The sequence below is a fragment of the Streptomyces harbinensis genome, assembly GCF_900116145.1.
GTDB classification, from domain to species: Bacteria; Actinomycetota; Actinomycetes; order Streptomycetales; family Streptomycetaceae; genus Streptomyces; species Streptomyces carpaticus.
In genome coordinates this window covers 629,989-646,225 of sequence record NZ_FPAB01000003.1, presented here as the reverse complement: position 1 = coordinate 646,225, position 16,237 = coordinate 629,989, and the positions used below count along the sequence as shown (strand labels likewise).

Here is a 16,237-nt window from a genome sequence, read left to right as displayed (position 1 = left end):
ACCATCTTTCTGTCTGGCGCGGTCTTCTGCGGGGAAAAGATCATTACGTCCTACCAACCGACGCATAGGAGTCAATGTGTCGAAACGCCCCGGATCGGCGGTCGCGGCCGCGGCCCTCGGTGTCATCACGCTTCTGCTCACCGTGATCCCCGCCGGCGGCGCCGCTGCCGTTCCGGCGGCGGACGCGCCGGTGACGACCGCCTCCGCCACTCCACTGATCGTCGCCCATCGCGGTGCATCCGGCTACGCCCCGGAGAACACCCTGGTCGCCGCCGACGAGGCCGCCCGGCTCGACACCGAGTGGGTGGAGATCGACGTCCAGCGCACCAAGGACCACCAGCTGATCGCGATGCACGACACCACCCTGGCGCGCACCACCAACGCGGCGGCGGTCTTCCCCGACCGCTCGCCGTGGAACGTCCGCGACTTCACCGCGCGCGAGATCGCCCGGCTGGACGCGGGCAGCTGGTTCGGTGACGAGTTCTTGGCCGAACGGGTACCGACCCTGCGGCAGTATCTGCACCGGCTGACCGCGAACGACCAGAAACTGCTGCTGGAGATCAAGTCCCCCGAGCTGTACCCGGGGATCGAGCGGCAGATCCTGGCCGAGCTGGACCGGGCCGGCTGGCTGGCGGAGGCGTACCCGGGCGAGCGGGTGGTGCTCCAGAGCTTCAGCGGCGACTCGGTGCGTACGGTGCACGAGCTGGCACCCGAGGTGAAGACCGGCTTCCTGGGCACGCCGCCGGTGGCGGAGCTGCCGTACTACGCGGAGTTCTCCGACCAGATCGGCCCCCGGTACACGGATCTCACCGCCGAGTACGTTGCGGCCATCCAGGCGGTGGACGGGGTGCACGGCGAGCCGCTGGAGGTCAACGCCTGGACGATCAACGACGGCCCGACGGCCGCCCGGATCGCGGGGCTGGGCGTGGACGGGATCATCACCAACTTCCCGGACGTGGTCCGGGAGGCGATCGGCGGCTGAACGGACACCGGTCCGGCTGCCGGTGGCCACTGCCGGCCACCGGCGGCCGGCCCCGGACATGGCGGCGCCCCGCCGGGCACCTGTGCGGTGTCCGGCGGGGCGCGGTCGCGGTGGGCGCGGTCGGGTCAGACCGTGGCGCCCTTGCTGTGCAGGAAGGCCATCGGGTCGATGGCGGTGCCGTAGTCCGGGCTGGTCCGGATCTCGAAGTGCAGGTGCGGGCCGCTGCTGTTGCCGGTGTTGCCGGACTCGGCGATCTTGTCGCCGGTGTTCAGCTGCTGGCCGACCTTCACGTCGATCTTGTTCAGGTGGGCGTACTGCGAGTAGGTGCCGTCGTCGTGCTTGATCACGATGGCGTTGCCGTAGGCCGGGCCGTCGCCGGCGCCGTTGCCGCCGGCCTTGACGACGGTGCCGCTGTGCACGGCGAGGACGTCGGTGCCCACCGGGACGGCGAAGTCCTGGCCGCTGTGCTTGCTGGCCCAGCGGTCACCGCTGTTGCCGAAGGTGGCGGTGAGGCTGTAGTCGCCGCCGATCGGGCTGATCCAGGAGTTCTGGACCGCGGTCACGGCGTCGGCCTGGGCGCCGGTGGAGTCGGCGAGCTGGCTGGCGGTGTGGGCGGCGAACAGGTCGGGGGTCTGCTGGGAACCCTCGGCGGCCGTCGCCACGCCCACCGTCAGGACCGCCGATGCGCCCAGTCCGGCGGCCAGCACGGCGGCACGGGTGCGGACATTGGAGACCTTGGCGATGCGGTTCGTGATGCGGTTCGACATTCGGGGATTACCTCGCGGAGCTCGGGGAAATTCGACCATCGGCCGGGACAACACCCATTCGTAGTGGCCGATTCCCGGGCATTCAAGCGCCGCTGTTACTAGGCCGGGGCGTAGCAGGGGAAAGGGAAAAAGGTCCCTTCCGGATCCCCGGGAACCCGGCCGTTCCGCCGCCCTCTTCGGTCGCCACCGACCGAGCCCCGCGCTGGTGGTACGGGGCGGGACCCCGGTCCCCTGCCGGAATTCCCGGCCTCTCCCGGGCCGGAATTCCCGGGCGGCCGGGACGAAAGTCCCGGCCTTTGGTCACCTTTCTCTCCTAAGCCTCTTCGTATGCTCCACGCGGGCTGTGTCGAGGGCCACAGGAAAGTGCCCTCAATTCCGCTGTCCCGCCCTTTCCGGAACGCGGGAGGCCATCGGGTCGAGACCGACGAAGAGTCCGGTGAAGAGCATCAGCAGCAGCGGTACGACGAGGATGGGCATCAGGGTCTCGATCGGTGCCCGGGTGTCGAGCGCGCTGAGCGCGTGGGCGTGCACCGACATGGCGGCCATGCCGGTGTAGTGCATGCCGCTGACCGCGATCCCCAGCAGCGCGCTGGCCCCCACCGCCGCCTTCAGCCCGCGCACCGCGACCGCGCACCACAGCGCCAGCATCGCGGCCACCACCGCGATGACCACGGAGGCGGCCACATACGCCGGCGCGTACCGCACCTCGGCCGTCATGACCAAGCCGGTCATGCCCACGTAGTGCATCGCCGCGATCCCGGCCCCGGTGATCAGACCGCCGCCGAGCACGGCCGGCCCGGTGCGCCGGGCGGTGCCCACCAGCAGCAGCCCGGCGCCCACCACCACGACGGCGATGGCCAGGCTGGCGAAGGCCCGCGCCAGGTCGTAGTCGAGGTGCACCCCGCCGGTGGTGAAGCCCATCATCGCGATGAAGTGCATGGTGAAGATGCCGGAGCCGAGGGCCAGCGCCCCCAGGACCAGCCAGCCCTTGCGGCGGCCGTGTCCTTCGGAGAGGGCGCGTACGGTGCAGCGCAGTCCCAGCGCGGCGCCCAGGACGGCCATCAGATAGCCCAGGACGGGCGTGATCGTTCCATAGCTGAAGTGATCGACGGTCACTTCGACAGCACGTGCCACAGCTCCCCCCACCAGGTCAGATGGCAGGATGCTAAGGCGAAACGATCAGATATGTAACGCCTGTGATCAAAGTGTGCCCAGGGGAGTCCGTGACGGGCCCGGCCCCTTCCCGGCCGGGCCCCCGCCTCACCGCCAGCCGTGCCGCGCCTGGAGGCTGTGCACCACGCTCTGGTACCTGGCCCGGTCCAGCGCGCACGCCTCGCGCCGCATGCCCTCCGGGTGCACCCGCAGCACCCGCTCCAGATCCACCCAGGACTCCCGCCCCGAACGGTCCCACGGACCCGCTCCCAGCGGGAACCACTCCGGGTCCCCGTCCCGCTCCTTGCTGCTCAGCTGCACCGCGAGCACGGTGCCGGCATCCTCGCGGGCCACCACCAGCACCGGGCGGTCCTTGCCCCGGCCGTCGTTCTCCTCGTAGGGCACCCAGGTCCACACGATCTCACCCGGGTCCGGGTCGCCGTCGAACTCCGGCGCGTACGCGGTGCGCACCACGCCCAGTGACCCCGCCCGCACCTCGGTGGTCCCGGTGGGCCCACCCCTCCCGTGTACCTCATCCGCATCGATCGTCATACCGCAACGCTATCCCCGTCGGACCAATTGTCAGTGCCCGCCCTTACGTTGTGCTCACTGACGCGAACGACGCAACGGCAGGGGAGACCAGCATGTCCACCACCACCTATCTGGAGCTGTCCGAGGACGGCGGCGGCGCCCACAAGTTCTACGAGGTGACGGTGGACGGCACGACGGTGCGCGTGCGGTACGGACGGATCGGCGCCGCCGGGCAGCTGAAGACCCAGCAGTTCGCCAGCGCCGAGAAGGCACGGGCGGCGGCGGCGAAGAAGGTCGGCGAGAAGGTCCGCAAGGGCTACGCCGCAGCCGTCCCCGGCGGTCGCGCCGCCCGGTCGGTCACCCGCCGTCAGGTCTCCTCCGCCCCCTCCACCGCCCGCTCGGTCGCCCCCGTGCTGTGGCGGTTCCGTACCGACGCCGCGGCGTTCGGCATCCACATCGACGAGGACCGCTGCTGGGTCGGCAATCAGAGCGGCGACGTCTTCACCCTGGGGCACGACGGCGAGGTGCTGGCCCGCTACCGGCTGCCGGACGGCGTCAAGTGCCTGGTCGCCGACGACTTCTGGATCTACGCCGGCTGCGACGACGGCACCGTCTACGACCTCTCCTCCAAGCTCCCCTTCGCCGCCTACGAGATCGCCACCGATGTCGACATCTTCTGGCTCGACATCCACGAGGGCGTCCTCAACGTCGCCGACCGGCAGGGCGGGCTGACCGTCATCGACCACGAGGACGAGTTCCAGTGGTCGCGCAGGAGCACCGGCGACCACGCCTGGATGGTGCGCCGCGACGACCGCGCCGTCTACCACGGGCACGGCGGCGGGGTCACCGCCTACGCCCCCGACGGCTCCGGCGAGCTGTGGCACACCGGCACCCGGGGCGCGGTGCTCTTCGGCTGGCAGGAGGACCGCTCGGTGTACGCCGGCACCGACCGGCGGGTGGTGCAGCGGCTGGCCAAGGACAGCGGCCGGATCGAGGCCACCTACAGCTGCGACTCCGTCGTGTACTCCTGCGCCACCGCGCCCGGCGGCCGGTACGTCTTCGCCGGGGACTCCTCCTCCTCGGTCTACTGCTTCGCCGAGGACGGCACCCGGCTGTGGAAGCTGGGCACCGGCGCCGGCTCCGCGCTGTCCATGCAGTACCGAGACGAGAAGCTGTACATCGTCACCACCGACGGCTCGCTGGCCTGCATCGACGCCGGCGAGGCGGCCATCGCCGACGCCCAGCGCGGCACGGTGCCCACCGCCCGGGACATCAAGTCGGCGGCGGGCACCCCCACCTACACCCCGGCCCGCACGGCCGAGGCCGTGGAGCTGGTGACCGCCGTCCCGGCCGGCGGCGTGGTCGTCGAGTGCGTACGGGAGGGCTCCCGGCTGCGGATGCGCGTCAGTACCGCGGGCTACGACCCGAACTGGAACGTGCAGTTCCCCCGCCACATCCGCGAGGCCGGCGCCCGGTACGTCGTCGACGCCCTGCACGCCTCCGCCGGCGGCTTCTACCGGGTGCAGGGCGAGATACGCCGCCTCGGCTGAGCCGCCCCGCACTGCGGGCCGGACGGTCGGCTAGTCGTCGTACCGCACTCCGTTCAGCCGGTCCCGCTCCGCCTGGGCCTGCACCGGCAGCTCCGGATCCCAGTCGGAGGCCCGGGGCGGCTCCGGGCCGTCCGGGCCCACCCGCACCAGCCGCTCCAGCCGCATCACCCGGTAGTGCCGGTCGGCGATCCGGGTCTCGTCCCACCGGGTGTACGCCAGCTCGTCGGCCGCCGCCCGGAAGCGGGCCACCAGGGCCGGATCGTCCTCGTGCAGCATCGGCGCGACCTCCCGCAGATAGGTCACGAGCGAGTCCCGGATCGCCTGCGGCGTGTCCGCCCCGCCCGTCATCGGCGTCCACCTGCCCTCGGTGAACTCGGTGATCGCGAACACCGGGGGCAGCAGCACCCCGCCCGGATGGCTCTGGAGCGCCCGCAGCGAATCCGCCCGCACATCGTGCGGCACCCGCGACGACGGATACACGAAACTCAGCAGATCGATCCGCAGCATCCCCTCGGACATCCCGGTGGCCGCCGCCGGATCGATCAGAAAGCCGCGGGTACGCGACCTGGCCCGGTACCCCTCCCCCGGCCGCATCGGATCCGGATCGCTGGGCCGGGGCGGCTCCGGACCGTCCGGTCCCATCCGGATGAACATGTCACCCCGGGCGATCCGGAACCGGCACTCCCCCACCCGCAGCTCGTTGAGTTTCTCCCAGTCCATCCGGCGGGCCCCGGTCAGCCACAGCCGCTGGGCCTCGCGGTCCTTCACCGCCACGGCCTCCGCCGCCCGCACCCGGCACTCCCGGGCCAGCTCGTCCCGGCAGCCCTGCGGATTGCCCTCATCGGCGACGATCACCCGCCAGCGACCATCGGCCTCCTGCTCCACGAGGGCGAACATCGGCCCCCGCCCCATGATGTCCGGATAGGTGTCCCGCGCGCGCCACGCCTCCGTATCGGAGATCACCGACACCGGATCGTCGAACCGCGCCATGCTGATGACACGGTGGGGTTCGGGAAGTTCCGCTTGGTCATCGCTCATACCCGCATTGTGGTAGCCCTGTCAGCCACATCGCAGCGGATCCGTCCCGGATCATCCTCCCGGGGGTCAATCCGGCCGGTACACCGCCCAGGTCTTCGGCGTCTCCGATACCCTCACCGCCGCCAGCTCCGGGATTTGCTCCACCCAGGCGTCGAAGATCCACTTCGCCAGGTTCTCGGCCGACGGCGAGATCGTCTCCCCCAGCGCCTCGTTCAGATGCCGGTCATCCAGCGTGTCGTCCAGCCACTTCTTGAACGGGTCCAGATCCCGGTAGTCCCGCACGAAACCGGCCTCGGTCAGATCCTCGGCGCGGGCCGACAGCTCCAGCACCACCACGTAGTTGTGCCCGTGCATCCTGGCGCACTGGTGCCAGGAGGGAAGGCGGTCCAGGACATGACTCGCGGAGAAGTGGAACTCCTTGCTGATCATGAACATCCGGCACCGCCCCCTTCCGCTTTCTCCTGTGCTGGCACCGTACCCGTCAGCTCAATCCCTCGCCCTCGGTGATCCACCGGTTCAGCGGCACCCGGGTGAGGAAAGCCTCCCGCAGCACCCGGTCCCCCTCCAGGCTGTCCGCCTTGCGCGCCACCTGCTCTCGGGCCCGCGCCAGCAGCGCGCCGGCCCGCTCGCGCGCACCGTCCGCACCGTCGGCGAGCACCGCCCGGGCCGACCAGTACAGCACCTCCTCGGTGCGCAGCGCGGGCAGATCCCCGTGCCGCTCCAGCAGCGCCAGCGCCGCCCCGGCCCGCTCGGCCGCCTCCGTCACCGCGCCCTGCCGCAGCCGGATCCGCGAGCGCAGGACCAGCGCCGCGATCTCGCTGCGCACCATGCCGCTCCCGGTGCCCTCCGCCGTCTCCGCGCAGGTGTCCACCGCCAGCCGGTGCGCCCATTCCAGATCGGCCGGACCGCGCGCGGTGTCCAGCACCACCTCGGCGTACAGGTTGCGCACGATCGGCACCAGGTTCGCCAGCCAGGTGCGCTGGGTCTCCAGCCATGCGGCCTCGGCCAGCTCCAGCGCTTGCTCCCGGCCGGCCGGGTCCCGGGAGAGCAGCAGCGCCAGCAGCGCCGCGTTGTACGCGTGCCAGCCGCTGTCGCCGCCCCGCTTTTCCTCGAAGGCCAGCGCCTCGCGCAGCACCTCGGCGGCCTCCGCCTCCGCGCCCAGCGCGAGGTGCAGCTGCGCCAGGTAGTTGAGCGCGATGGGCAGTTCGGCGTTCAGCGGCTCGGAGCGCAGCCGCGCGGTGCACTGGAGCAGCCGTTTGCGGGCCTCGCCGAGCCGGCCGGCGTCGTAGAGATTGACGCCCAGCTGCATCTCGTTGAGGTTGCGGGCGTGGGCCAGCACCGGGTTGTCCCGGGCGCCGAGCGACGGCTCGGTGGCGTACAGCCGCTCCGCCTCGGCCAGCTCGCGCAGCCCCGCGGCCAGATCCCGCTTGGGCAGTTGCCGCCCGTACTCGACCTTGGCGACAAACAGCGCCACCGGGTCGTCGCTCTCCTCGGCGCGGCGCACCGCCTCGGCCAGCTTCTCCAGGGAACGGCGCAGCCCCCGGGTGGCCATCAGCGTCTTGCCGCGCTGGAGCGCGGTACGGGCGATCAGCCGCCGGTCGCCCAGCCGGTGCGCCGCGGCCTCCGCCTCGGCCGCCAGGGTGTCGATGTCGGTCTCCGCGCCGAGCGCGTCCCGGTGCCCGCGCCAGCGGACCTCGGTGAGGGAGAGCAGCAGTTCCACCGACTGGACCAGGGCCAGATCCCGCTCGCCGCCGTCCGCCGGGAGCCGCCGGGCCGCGTCGATGGCGATGGCGCAGTCCCGTTCGGCGTCCGCGAACGACAGGGCGGACAGCGCCGAGCCGAGGGCCAGCCGGTGGTGCGCGACCGCGGAGGCGGCCAGCGCGCGGGGACCTGCGGCCCGCAGCTGGCCGGCGATGTCCCGGCGCAGTTCGAGCGGGACCTCCGCGCCGAACTGCCCCGCGATCCGGGTCAGTACGCCGGCCAGCGCGGCGTGCCTGCTCTCCCGCTGGCCGGTGCTCTGCCCGCGGTAGACGCCCTCGCGCAGCGCCAGATGCTCGAACTCGTACAGGTCGGCGCCGGCCCGCCGTACCCACTGCGGCGCCCGCTCGGTGCGCTCCCGGATCAGCCGGCGTCCGGCGGCCACCCGGTGCAGCCGCTCCAGCGCCTCCTCGTGGGGTACCCCGGCCACCTCGGCAACGGTGAGGGACAGAAACGCCCGGCCCTGGACCGCTCCGACCCGCAGCAGTTCCTGGGTCGGCGCGTCCAGTTCACGGAAACGGTTCCGCACCGCCTGCGGCAGGTCGTGCGGCAGCTCGACCCGCTCCAGGCGGCCCGGCGGCAGCTGACGCAGGATCTGCTCGACGAAGATCGGGTGGCCGTCGGTGGCCTCGGCGAGCTGCGCGGAGAAGGAGTCGGGGACGGTGCGCCCGGTCAGCCGGGCCCGGGCCAGCTCGGCGACCGCGTCGCGCGGCAGCCCGCGCAGCCGCTCCCGCCGCAGCTTCTCCTCGTACTCCCAGCGCTGGAGCAGTTCGGCGATGGCGCCCTCGCTGTCCAGGCCGTCCACCCGGTGGCCCAGCACCAGGGCGAGCGGGGCGTCCGGCAGCGCCCTGACCAGCCGGTCGAGGACCTGGAGACTGCTGAGGTCGAGATACTGGATGTCGTCGAGCAGCACCAGCGCGGGGCGCCCGGCGGCGGCCTCGGCCAGCAGCGCCTCGGCGGTGCGCAGGGCCATCGACTCCTGTTGCGGCAGCAGACTGTCGCCCGGCATCGAGCCGGTCCGCAGGGCGGCCTCGACGATGTCCTGACCGCTGTCGAGCAGCGGTCCCGCGCCGGGGACGAACTGGGCCAGCAGGCGCGGAATGCTCCGGCCGAACACCCCGGCCGCCCGCTGCCAGCGCCGCCGGGCACCGGCCCGCCCGTTCAGCTCCAGCAGGATCTCGGCCATCGGGGCGTACGGGCTGGTCCCGGCGTCGCCGACGTCCGGGGCGCACCGTACCGTCACCAGGCGTACGCCGCGCCGCAGTTCCGGGTCGTTCTCGATCCGCTGGGCGAAGGCGTCCAGCAGGGCGGACTTGCCCATCCCCGAGACGCCCTCCACCACCAGCGCCTGCCCCCGGCCCGCCGTCAGATCGCGTGCCACCTCCAGCAGGGCGCCCATGGAGTCGACCCGGTCCACAAAGGCGGTGCGCATTCGGTCCCCCGCTTCAGCCTCAGCCGTCAACAGCACTCCGGCGCGGCGGACTTACCGATGGCGGTGGCGGTAGGTGACCAGCCGGGGACGGAGCCGGCCGCCAGGCTATCGTGCCCCGGCGGCCGGACCCGTACACAACATGCGCCGCCGGGTCAGCTCTCCCGCTGCCGCGGCCGGATCAGCACATAACCGGCCACGCCCGCGATGGCGCCGAGCACACCGCCGGCCGCCGTCCACACCCAGCGGTCGGTCCACCACGAGCCCATCCAGCCGGACTCGGGCTCGGCGACGGCCACCGGCTGCACGCCGGTCGCCGTGTCGTCGCCGTCCTCCTCCGCGTCCGGGTCGGCCTCCAGATCGACGATGGATCCGGCCCGGGCCGCCGGGATCAGCGGCTCCGACAGTTCGCCGCCGCTCGCCCGCGCCCCGCCCGACTCGGTGGCGGTGACGCTCACCTGGGCCGAGACGCCGAGCCCGAGATCACGCTCCGGCAACTCCACGACGGTCAGCCGCAGATAGTACGCGCCGGGCAGCGGGTCGTCCGCCCACGGCTCGGACCAGGGCTTGACCGGGCGCAGGGTGCAGCTGAGGTCGATGGAGGCGGTGGTCTCGGCCGCCGTCACCGTCTGCTGCCCCTCGGTGCACGCCTGCCGGCGGCGCAGCCCGTCGTACACGTCGAGCTGCCAGGTGACCGGGCCGCTGCGCGCGGCGGCGTCCGGCAGGGTGACCGTGGCCTCGGCGGTGGCGGTCTGTCCGGCGCCGGCCGGGAACGTCCAGTACAGGTAGTCGCCGGTGGAGGCCATGGCGGTGGCGGTCTCGTCCTGGGCGATCACGGTGGCGGTCCGGAAGCTGGTGCCCGCCTCCTGTTGCCCGCCGTCGTCGGCCACGGCCGTGCCCGCACCGGCGAGCAGCAGTCCGGTCAGCGGCAGCAGCGCCGCGCCCCGGATCGTACGTCGCAGTCCCTGTCGCATCAGTGGGCCCTCCCCAGCGCGATCCCCATCCGGACCAGCAGGCCCCACAGCACACCGGCGACCAGGCCGACCACGGTCAGCAGCACCAGCGGCACCCAGCCCCGGGCGAGCCCGAAGGCCGCCACGTCCGAGGGGTTGTCGGGGCCGGCCACCACGTCGACGGCCAGCTCCACCGGCAGACCCGGGGTGCGGGGCTGTCCCTCGGGCACCGAGAAGGAGTTGGAGACCTCGAGGCAGACCGGGACCGACGCGGAGGTGTCGCCCTCCTCCGGCTCGGGCAGCGGGTAGCGCAGCCCGGTGGACATCACATCGGTGCGGCCGTGGCCGGCGCCGGTGCCGCGGGTCAGTTCCTGGCCCTCCTCGCTCACCGCGCGCAGCAGCACGCCGTGGTCGGGGTCCATGGCGCGGTCGGCGGCCACGCTGACCGAGGCGCGCAGTTCCTGGCCGGGGCGCACCGGCACCCGGTACCAGCGGGGCTCGCCGAACTCGGCGCGGTCGATATAGACGCCGGCGCCCAGCAGCGGGGCGTCGGCGCACTGGGTGGCGCCCTCGACGGCGGCCGGGTTCTCCACCGGCACGTCGGCGCGCCGGACGAGTTGCCCGATGCGGTCGGCGAGCTGGTCAGCGTCCTGGACGGCGGTGTAGGTGCCGCCGGTGGCCTCGGCGATGCAGCTCAGCTGCTGGCGCACGGCGTCGTCCAGGGTCAGGCCGAGGGTGTCGACCACCAGGTGGGTGCCCTTGGCGGCCAGTTCGCGGGCCACCACGCAGGGGTCGGGCTGGCCGCAGGAGTCCTCGCCGTCGGTGATGAGCACGATCCGGCGGGTGCCGGGGTCGTCACCGAGGTCCTTGTCGGCCTCGCGCAGCGCGAGGCCGATCGGGGTGAAGCCGGTGGTGGGGCGGAGCGTGGCCACCGCCGTCTTGGCCTCAAGACGGTCCACCGGCCCCACGGGGTACAGCTGGTCGCTGTCGAGACACCCGGCGACCTTGTCGTCGCCGGGGTTGCCGGCGCCCAGGGTCCGGATGCCGAGGTGCACCTCCTCCGGCATCGCGTCGAGCACCTCGTTGAACGCCTGCTGTGCGGCGGCGATCCGGGACTGGCCGCCGGCCATGTCGCGTTCACTCATGGAGCCGCTCACGTCGAGGACGAGTTCCACGCGGGGCGGCGGCGGTTCGCCCTCGGTCACCGCGCCGTCGGCGAGCGCGCCGGGCGCGAAGGCGCCCGCCATCAGGACGGTCAGCAGCCCGCTCAGGGCGACCGACCACTTTCTTATGATCATTGGCGGATCTTATTGACCGTCAGGTGCTCACCTCAAAACGAGCGGGTCGCTTCCGGGCCTCGGCACCCGGGGCGGCACTACCTTGTCGGACATGACTGCCGAAACCCCCGGTGCGCCGCCCGCGACCATGCGCGCCTGGACGGTCCGCACCCCCGGCCGGCTGGACCCCGCCGAACTGCCGGTCCCCCGCCCCGCCGCGGGCGAACTGCTGGTGCGGGTACGGGCGTGCGGCGTGTGCCGTACCGATCTGCACGTCCGGGACGGGGAGCTGCCGCCGCACCGGACGCCGGTGGTGCCGGGGCACGAGGTGGTCGGCGAGGTGGTGGCGGCCGGGCCGGGCGCCGCGGGCCACGCGGTGGGCGCGCGGGTGGGCGTGCCGTGGCTGCGGCACACCTGCGGCCGGTGCCGGTTCTGCCGGGGCGGCCGGGAGAATCTGTGCCCGCACTCCCGCTACACCGGCTGGGACGCGGACGGCGGCTACGCCGAGTACACCACCGTGCCCGCGGCCTACGCCTATCCGCTGCCCGAGGGCTACCCGGATACGGCGCTGGCCCCGCTGCTGTGCGCGGGCATCATCGGCTACCGGGCGCTGCGCCGGGCCGACCTGCCGCCGCACGGCCGGCTGGGCATCTACGGTTTCGGCGGCTCGGCGCACCTGACCGCCCAGGTGGCCCTGGCCGAGGGCGCGACGGTGCATGTCCTCACCCGGTCAGCCTCGGCCCGGCGCCTGGCTCTCGACCTCGGCGCCGCCTCGGCGGCCGACGCGTACGCCGCCCCGCCCGAGCCACTGGACTCCGCGATCCTGTTCGCCCCGGTGGGCGATCTGGTCCCCACCGCCCTCACCGCCCTGGACGCGGGCGGCACCCTGAGCATCGCGGGGATCCACCTCTCCGGGATCCCCGCGCTGGACTACGAGCGCCACCTCTTCCACGAACGCACGCTGCGCAGCGTCACCGCCAACACCCGTGACGACGGCCGCGCCTTCCTGGCCGCGGCCCGCGCCCACGCGCTGCGCACCACCGTCACGCCCTACCCCTTCGAGCAGGCGGACCGCGCCCTGGACGACCTGGCGGCGGACCGGGTCAACGGCGCGGCCGTCCTGGTCATGTGAGCCCGGGCGGGCGGTGCGCCACCACGATGATCATGCCGTCGCTCTGTTCGGCGGCCGTGAACTCCGCCCAGTCCACATGGGCGCCCATCGCGTGGATGCGGGCCAGGTCCGGGGGGAGTTCGCCGTACCGCAGCAGATGGTCGCGGGTCCCGGCGTAGATGTGGGCGGCGGTGTACTTGGTGTGCTCGGTGATGTCGGTGATCTCGTCGATGACGAGTCCGGCGGCGTCCGCGAGGCCCGGGTACGCCTCGGCGCGGGTCATGGGTGCGGCGCGCCAGATGGCCAGCATTTCGGCGACCGCCCGGCGCTTGTGCTCGTCCTCCTCGGCCGGGCCGCGCTCCACCAGGTCGGTGAGGACCAGCCGGCCGCCGGGGCGCAGCACGCGGGCGATCTCCGCCAGCGCCGCGCCCCGGTCGGGGAGGTGCACGATGGATTCGAAGGCGAGCACGGCGTCGAACGAGGCGTCCCGGTAGGGCAGGTCCATGGCGTCGGCCAGTTCGAAACGGACCTGTCCGGAGAGCCCTTCGGCCTCCGCCCGTGCCCCGGCCAGCGCGACGTCACCGGCGCTGATGGAGACGCCGGTCACCCGGGCGCCGCTGGCCTTGGCCAGCCGCACGCCGGGGCCGCCGGTGCCGCAGCCGAGGTCGAGCACCTCGTCACCGGGGCCGGCCCGCAGCCGGCTGATCAGCAGATCGGTGAGGCGGTCCCCCGCGGTGGCGAAGTCGCTGGTGTCGTCCGGGCCCAGCCAGTACCCGTAGTGCATGTTGCCACCGTAGATCTCGGTGATCACCCGGTTGTTCGCGTCGTAGAACTCCCCCACCGCCTGCGGTGTGGGTGCTCCGGGCAGCCCGGTATCGGTGGTCTCCGGCATCGTCGTTCTCCCCCTCCTGGGCATCGGCCCCCCGCTCACCGCCCCCAACCTGCCCGCCGGGCGTGCCGGGCAGTGCCGTGCGGCCCGGTATTCACCCGTACGGGGATGCGGGTGCCCCGCCGTTGACGGGGGCGGGGCACGTGGGAGCCGGTGCGCGGCGGGGCCGCCGGCTCAGGCCATGGCGGGCTTGAGCAGCACCTTGGTCCAGCCGTCGTCGCGCTGGTCGAAGTGCTGGTACGCCTCGGGTGCCTCGCGCAGCGGCAGCCGGTGCGAGACCAGGAAACTCGGGGTGGCCCGGCCGGCGACGATCATGTCGCGCAGCTGCCGGTTGTACGCCTTGACGTTGGCCTGCCCGGTGCCCATCCGCAGGCCCTTCTCGAAGAAGCGGCCCATGGTGAAGAGCAGTTCGCCGTGCCGGGCGCTCTCCGAGGGCCCGCCCGGGTCGGAGGGGACGTAGAGGCCGACGACGCCGAGGATGCCGGTCGGCCGTACGCTCTCCACGAGCGTGTTGAGCACCATCGCGGGCTGTTCCTCGCCCTCCCGGACGGTGGCCTGGTAGCCCACCGCGTCGATGCCCTTGTCGGTGCCCTCGCCGCCGGTACGGTCCTTGATCTGCTCGGCCGGGTCGCCCTTGCTGTAGTCGATGGGGATCGCCCCGATGCGCTCGGCCAGCCGCAGCCGGTCCGGCTGGCGGTCCACCACGAACACCGTGGCGGCGCCGCGCAGCAGCGCGGAGTAGGCCGCCATCAGCCCCACCGGGCCCGCGCCGAAGACGCACACCGACTCGCCGGGCGAGACCTCCGCCATCTCGGTGGCGTGGTAGCCGGTCGGGAAGATGTCCGCGAGCAGCGCGAAGTCGTCCTCGTGCTCCTCGCCCATCGGCAGCTGGAGGCAGTTGAAGTCCGCGAACGGCACCCGCAGGTACTCGGCCTGGCCGCCCATGTACGGGCCCATCGAGACATAGCCGTACGCGCCGCCCGCGAAGCCCTTGTTGACCGTCAGGCAGAAGCCGGTCTTCCCGGCGAGGCAGTTCTTGCAGAAGCCGCAGGCCACATTGAACGGCATCACCACCCGGTCGCCCTTCTTGACCGTGGTGACGCCGGAGCCGACCTCCTCGACGATGCCCATGTTCTCGTGGCCGAACACGATGCCCGGCTCGGCCCCGGTGCGTCCTTCGTACATATGGAGATCGGACCCGCAGATCGCCGCTGTCGTCACCCGGACGATGGCATCGTTCGGCGCCTGTATCCGGGCGTCGTCCACATCCTGAACGGCGACGGAGAAGGGCTCCTGGTACACAACCGCCTTCACTGGGTCCTCCCTGCTGTGTGGCCCCCGACAGCTGGCTGCCATTCCTTTTGTCATATTAGGGTGTTATGTCTGGTACAGCCACACGGGTGTGAGCGGCAGAAAAGCACCAGAAGGGCGGCAGCGTGCCCGATCTGTCCGAGCAAGTCGTCGACCTCGCCAAACGCGGCGGCCGGGAACCGGTGGTCGCCCAGACCCTGCGGTCCGCCACGGCCGCCACCCTCTCCTACATCGCCGCGCTCTGGCTCACCAACGTCAGCGCCCCGCTGCTCGCCCCGCTGACCGCCCTGCTCGTCGTCCAGGTCACCCTCTTCGCCACCATCACCAGCGGCATCCGCCGGGTCACCTCGGTGGTGGTCGGCGTCGTCGTGGCCGCCGGCTTCAGCGCCATCGTCGGACTCAGCTGGTGGAGCCTGGGCCTGCTCATCCTCTGCGCGCTCACCGTGGGCCACCTGGTACGGGTGAGCGAGTTCGTCCCCGAGGTGGCCATCAGCGCCATGCTCGTGCTGGGCGTGGCCCAGGTCGCCGAGACCGCCTGGGACCGGGTGGCGGAAACCCTGATCGGCGCCGTCGTCGGACTGCTGTTCAACGTGATCTTCGTACCACCGGTGTGGGTGCAGAGCGCCGGCGAGGACATCGAGGACCTCGCCGCCCGGATGCGCGATCTGCTGCTGCGCCTCGCCGAGCAGTCCGAGACACAGCGGCTGTCCGTCACCCGGGCCGAGCAGAAGCTGGACGAGGCCCGGCAGCTCGACCAGGACATCACCACCGTGGACGCCTCACTGCGGCAGGCCGAGGAGAGCCTGCGGCTCAACCCCCGGGTCAAGGAGGGGCTGCTGACCCGGATCGTGCTGCGTACCGGCCTGGACACGCTGGAGGTGTGCGCCGTCATCCTGCGCACCATGTCCCGCTCCCAGGCCGACATCGCCGCCCGGCGCACCGGCGAGCCGCTGGTCCCCCCGGAGGTCGGCCCGGCCCTGCGGGATCTGCTGGCCAACCTCGCCCGCGCCGTGGACAGCTTCGCCACCCTCATCACCAGCCAGGTCAACGAGGCGGCGGAGGAGGCGGAGGACAATCTGATGCACGAACTGGAGGCCAGCCGCGCCAGCCGGGAGCGGCTCGCGCAGCTGATGCTCACCGGGGTACGGGAGCATCCGCGGCAGTGGCAGTTCCACGGCTCGATCCTGGCCGAGGCGGACCGGATGCTGGACGAGCTGGACGTGGAGAAGCGGTCCCTGCGGGTGATGGAGGAGCTGGACCGCTACTCGCGCGAGCGCCGCGAACGGGTGCGGCGGCTGCGCCGCAAGGCCAGGATCCGGGTCCGCAGCTCCCGGTAAAATCCGCGGACGGCCACGCTTGGGACGCAGGGGGGGTGGGTATGGCGGAATCCGGCGCAGCGGGCAGCGGGCAGCGGGCAGCGGGCAGCGGGCAGCGGGCAGCGGGCAGCGGGCAGCGGGCAGCGGGCAGCGGGCAGCGGGCAGCGGGCAGC

Annotated in this window: 14 protein-coding genes; 4 read left to right on the top strand and 10 right to left on the bottom strand. The window is 72.6% G+C overall.

Annotated features, from left to right (window positions below):
• Positions 1 to 76 precede the first annotated feature (76 nt).
• Positions 77 to 982 carry a glycerophosphodiester phosphodiesterase gene (locus BM385_RS10695; RefSeq protein ID WP_093842881.1) on the top strand — a complete coding sequence of 302 codons (906 nt, stop codon included), beginning with the start codon at positions 77 to 79 and terminating at the stop codon, positions 980 to 982.
• Between the two features lie 125 nt (positions 983 to 1,107).
• On the opposite strand, the gene BM385_RS10690 is transcribed toward BM385_RS10695, so the two are convergent.
• The 3 genes from BM385_RS10690 to BM385_RS10680 all read right to left on the bottom strand — a co-directional run bounded on the left by BM385_RS10690 (position 1,108) and on the right by BM385_RS10680 (position 3,453).
• The gene (locus BM385_RS10690) at positions 1,108 to 1,749 is read right to left on the bottom strand and encodes a M23 family metallopeptidase (RefSeq protein WP_093842880.1); all 642 of its coding nucleotides are present in this window, start codon (positions 1,747 to 1,749) and stop codon (positions 1,108 to 1,110) included.
• 369 nt (positions 1,750 to 2,118) lie between these two features.
• Positions 2,119 to 2,883, bottom strand: a complete 765-nt coding sequence (locus tag BM385_RS10685; protein WP_139275165.1) for an MHYT domain-containing protein — start codon at positions 2,881 to 2,883, stop codon at positions 2,119 to 2,121.
• 126 nt (positions 2,884 to 3,009) lie between these two features.
• Positions 3,010 to 3,453 carry a type II toxin-antitoxin system PemK/MazF family toxin gene (locus tag BM385_RS10680; protein WP_019433802.1) on the bottom strand — a complete coding sequence of 148 codons (444 nt, stop codon included), beginning with the start codon at positions 3,451 to 3,453 and terminating at the stop codon, positions 3,010 to 3,012.
• Between the two features lie 92 nt (positions 3,454 to 3,545).
• Here BM385_RS10680 and BM385_RS10675 point away from each other — a divergent pair, with 92 nt between their 5' ends.
• A complete protein-coding gene (locus tag BM385_RS10675; protein ID WP_093842879.1) occupies positions 3,546 to 4,982 on the top strand; it encodes a WGR domain-containing protein in 1,437 nt (478 codons plus the stop codon).
• Positions 4,983 to 5,012: 30 nt separating this feature from the next.
• Here the strand turns inward: BM385_RS10675 and BM385_RS10670 are convergent, their stop codons facing one another.
• The 5 genes from BM385_RS10670 to BM385_RS10650 form a co-directional block, all read right to left on the bottom strand.
• Positions 5,013 to 6,020, bottom strand: coding sequence for a DUF5954 family protein (locus tag BM385_RS10670; RefSeq protein ID WP_139275164.1), 1,008 nt, complete (start codon positions 6,018 to 6,020; stop codon positions 5,013 to 5,015).
• Positions 6,021 to 6,086: 66 nt separating this feature from the next.
• The gene (locus BM385_RS10665; protein WP_093842877.1) at positions 6,087 to 6,455 is read right to left on the bottom strand and encodes a 6-pyruvoyl trahydropterin synthase family protein; all 369 of its coding nucleotides are present in this window, start codon (positions 6,453 to 6,455) and stop codon (positions 6,087 to 6,089) included.
• Positions 6,456 to 6,501: 46 nt separating this feature from the next.
• Positions 6,502 to 9,210 carry an ATP-binding protein gene (locus BM385_RS10660; RefSeq protein WP_093842876.1) on the bottom strand — a complete coding sequence of 903 codons (2,709 nt, stop codon included), beginning with the start codon at positions 9,208 to 9,210 and terminating at the stop codon, positions 6,502 to 6,504.
• Positions 9,211 to 9,362: 152 nt separating this feature from the next.
• The gene (locus BM385_RS10655; RefSeq protein WP_019433796.1) at positions 9,363 to 10,181 is read right to left on the bottom strand and encodes a hypothetical protein; all 819 of its coding nucleotides are present in this window, start codon (positions 10,179 to 10,181) and stop codon (positions 9,363 to 9,365) included.
• Positions 10,181 to 11,458 (bottom strand): VWA domain-containing protein, encoded by a 1,278-nt coding sequence (locus BM385_RS10650; protein ID WP_019433795.1) that lies wholly within the window; start codon positions 11,456 to 11,458, stop codon positions 10,181 to 10,183. Before BM385_RS10650 ends, BM385_RS10655 begins: the two co-directional genes overlap by 1 nt.
• Positions 11,459 to 11,585: 127 nt before the next feature.
• Between BM385_RS10650 and BM385_RS10645 the strand changes: the two genes are divergently transcribed.
• Positions 11,586 to 12,569 (top strand): zinc-dependent alcohol dehydrogenase family protein, encoded by a 984-nt coding sequence (locus tag BM385_RS10645; RefSeq protein WP_019433794.1) that lies wholly within the window; start codon positions 11,586 to 11,588, stop codon positions 12,567 to 12,569.
• Here BM385_RS10645 and BM385_RS10640 read toward each other — a convergent pair.
• Together BM385_RS10640 and BM385_RS10635 are read right to left on the bottom strand one after the other, a co-directional pair.
• Complete coding sequence (locus tag BM385_RS10640) at positions 12,562 to 13,440, bottom strand: SAM-dependent methyltransferase (RefSeq protein WP_019433793.1); 879 nt, start codon at positions 13,438 to 13,440, stop codon at positions 12,562 to 12,564. The genes BM385_RS10645 and BM385_RS10640 overlap by 8 nt on opposite strands.
• A 171-nt stretch (positions 13,441 to 13,611) precedes the next feature.
• Complete coding sequence (locus tag BM385_RS10635; protein WP_019433792.1) at positions 13,612 to 14,751, bottom strand: glutathione-independent formaldehyde dehydrogenase; 1,140 nt, start codon at positions 14,749 to 14,751, stop codon at positions 13,612 to 13,614.
• A gap of 122 nt (positions 14,752 to 14,873) precedes the next feature.
• Between BM385_RS10635 and BM385_RS10630 the strand changes: the two genes are divergently transcribed.
• Positions 14,874 to 16,085, top strand: a complete 1,212-nt coding sequence (locus tag BM385_RS10630; RefSeq protein ID WP_093842875.1) for an FUSC family protein — start codon at positions 14,874 to 14,876, stop codon at positions 16,083 to 16,085.
• Positions 16,086 to 16,237: the final 152 nt, after the last annotated feature.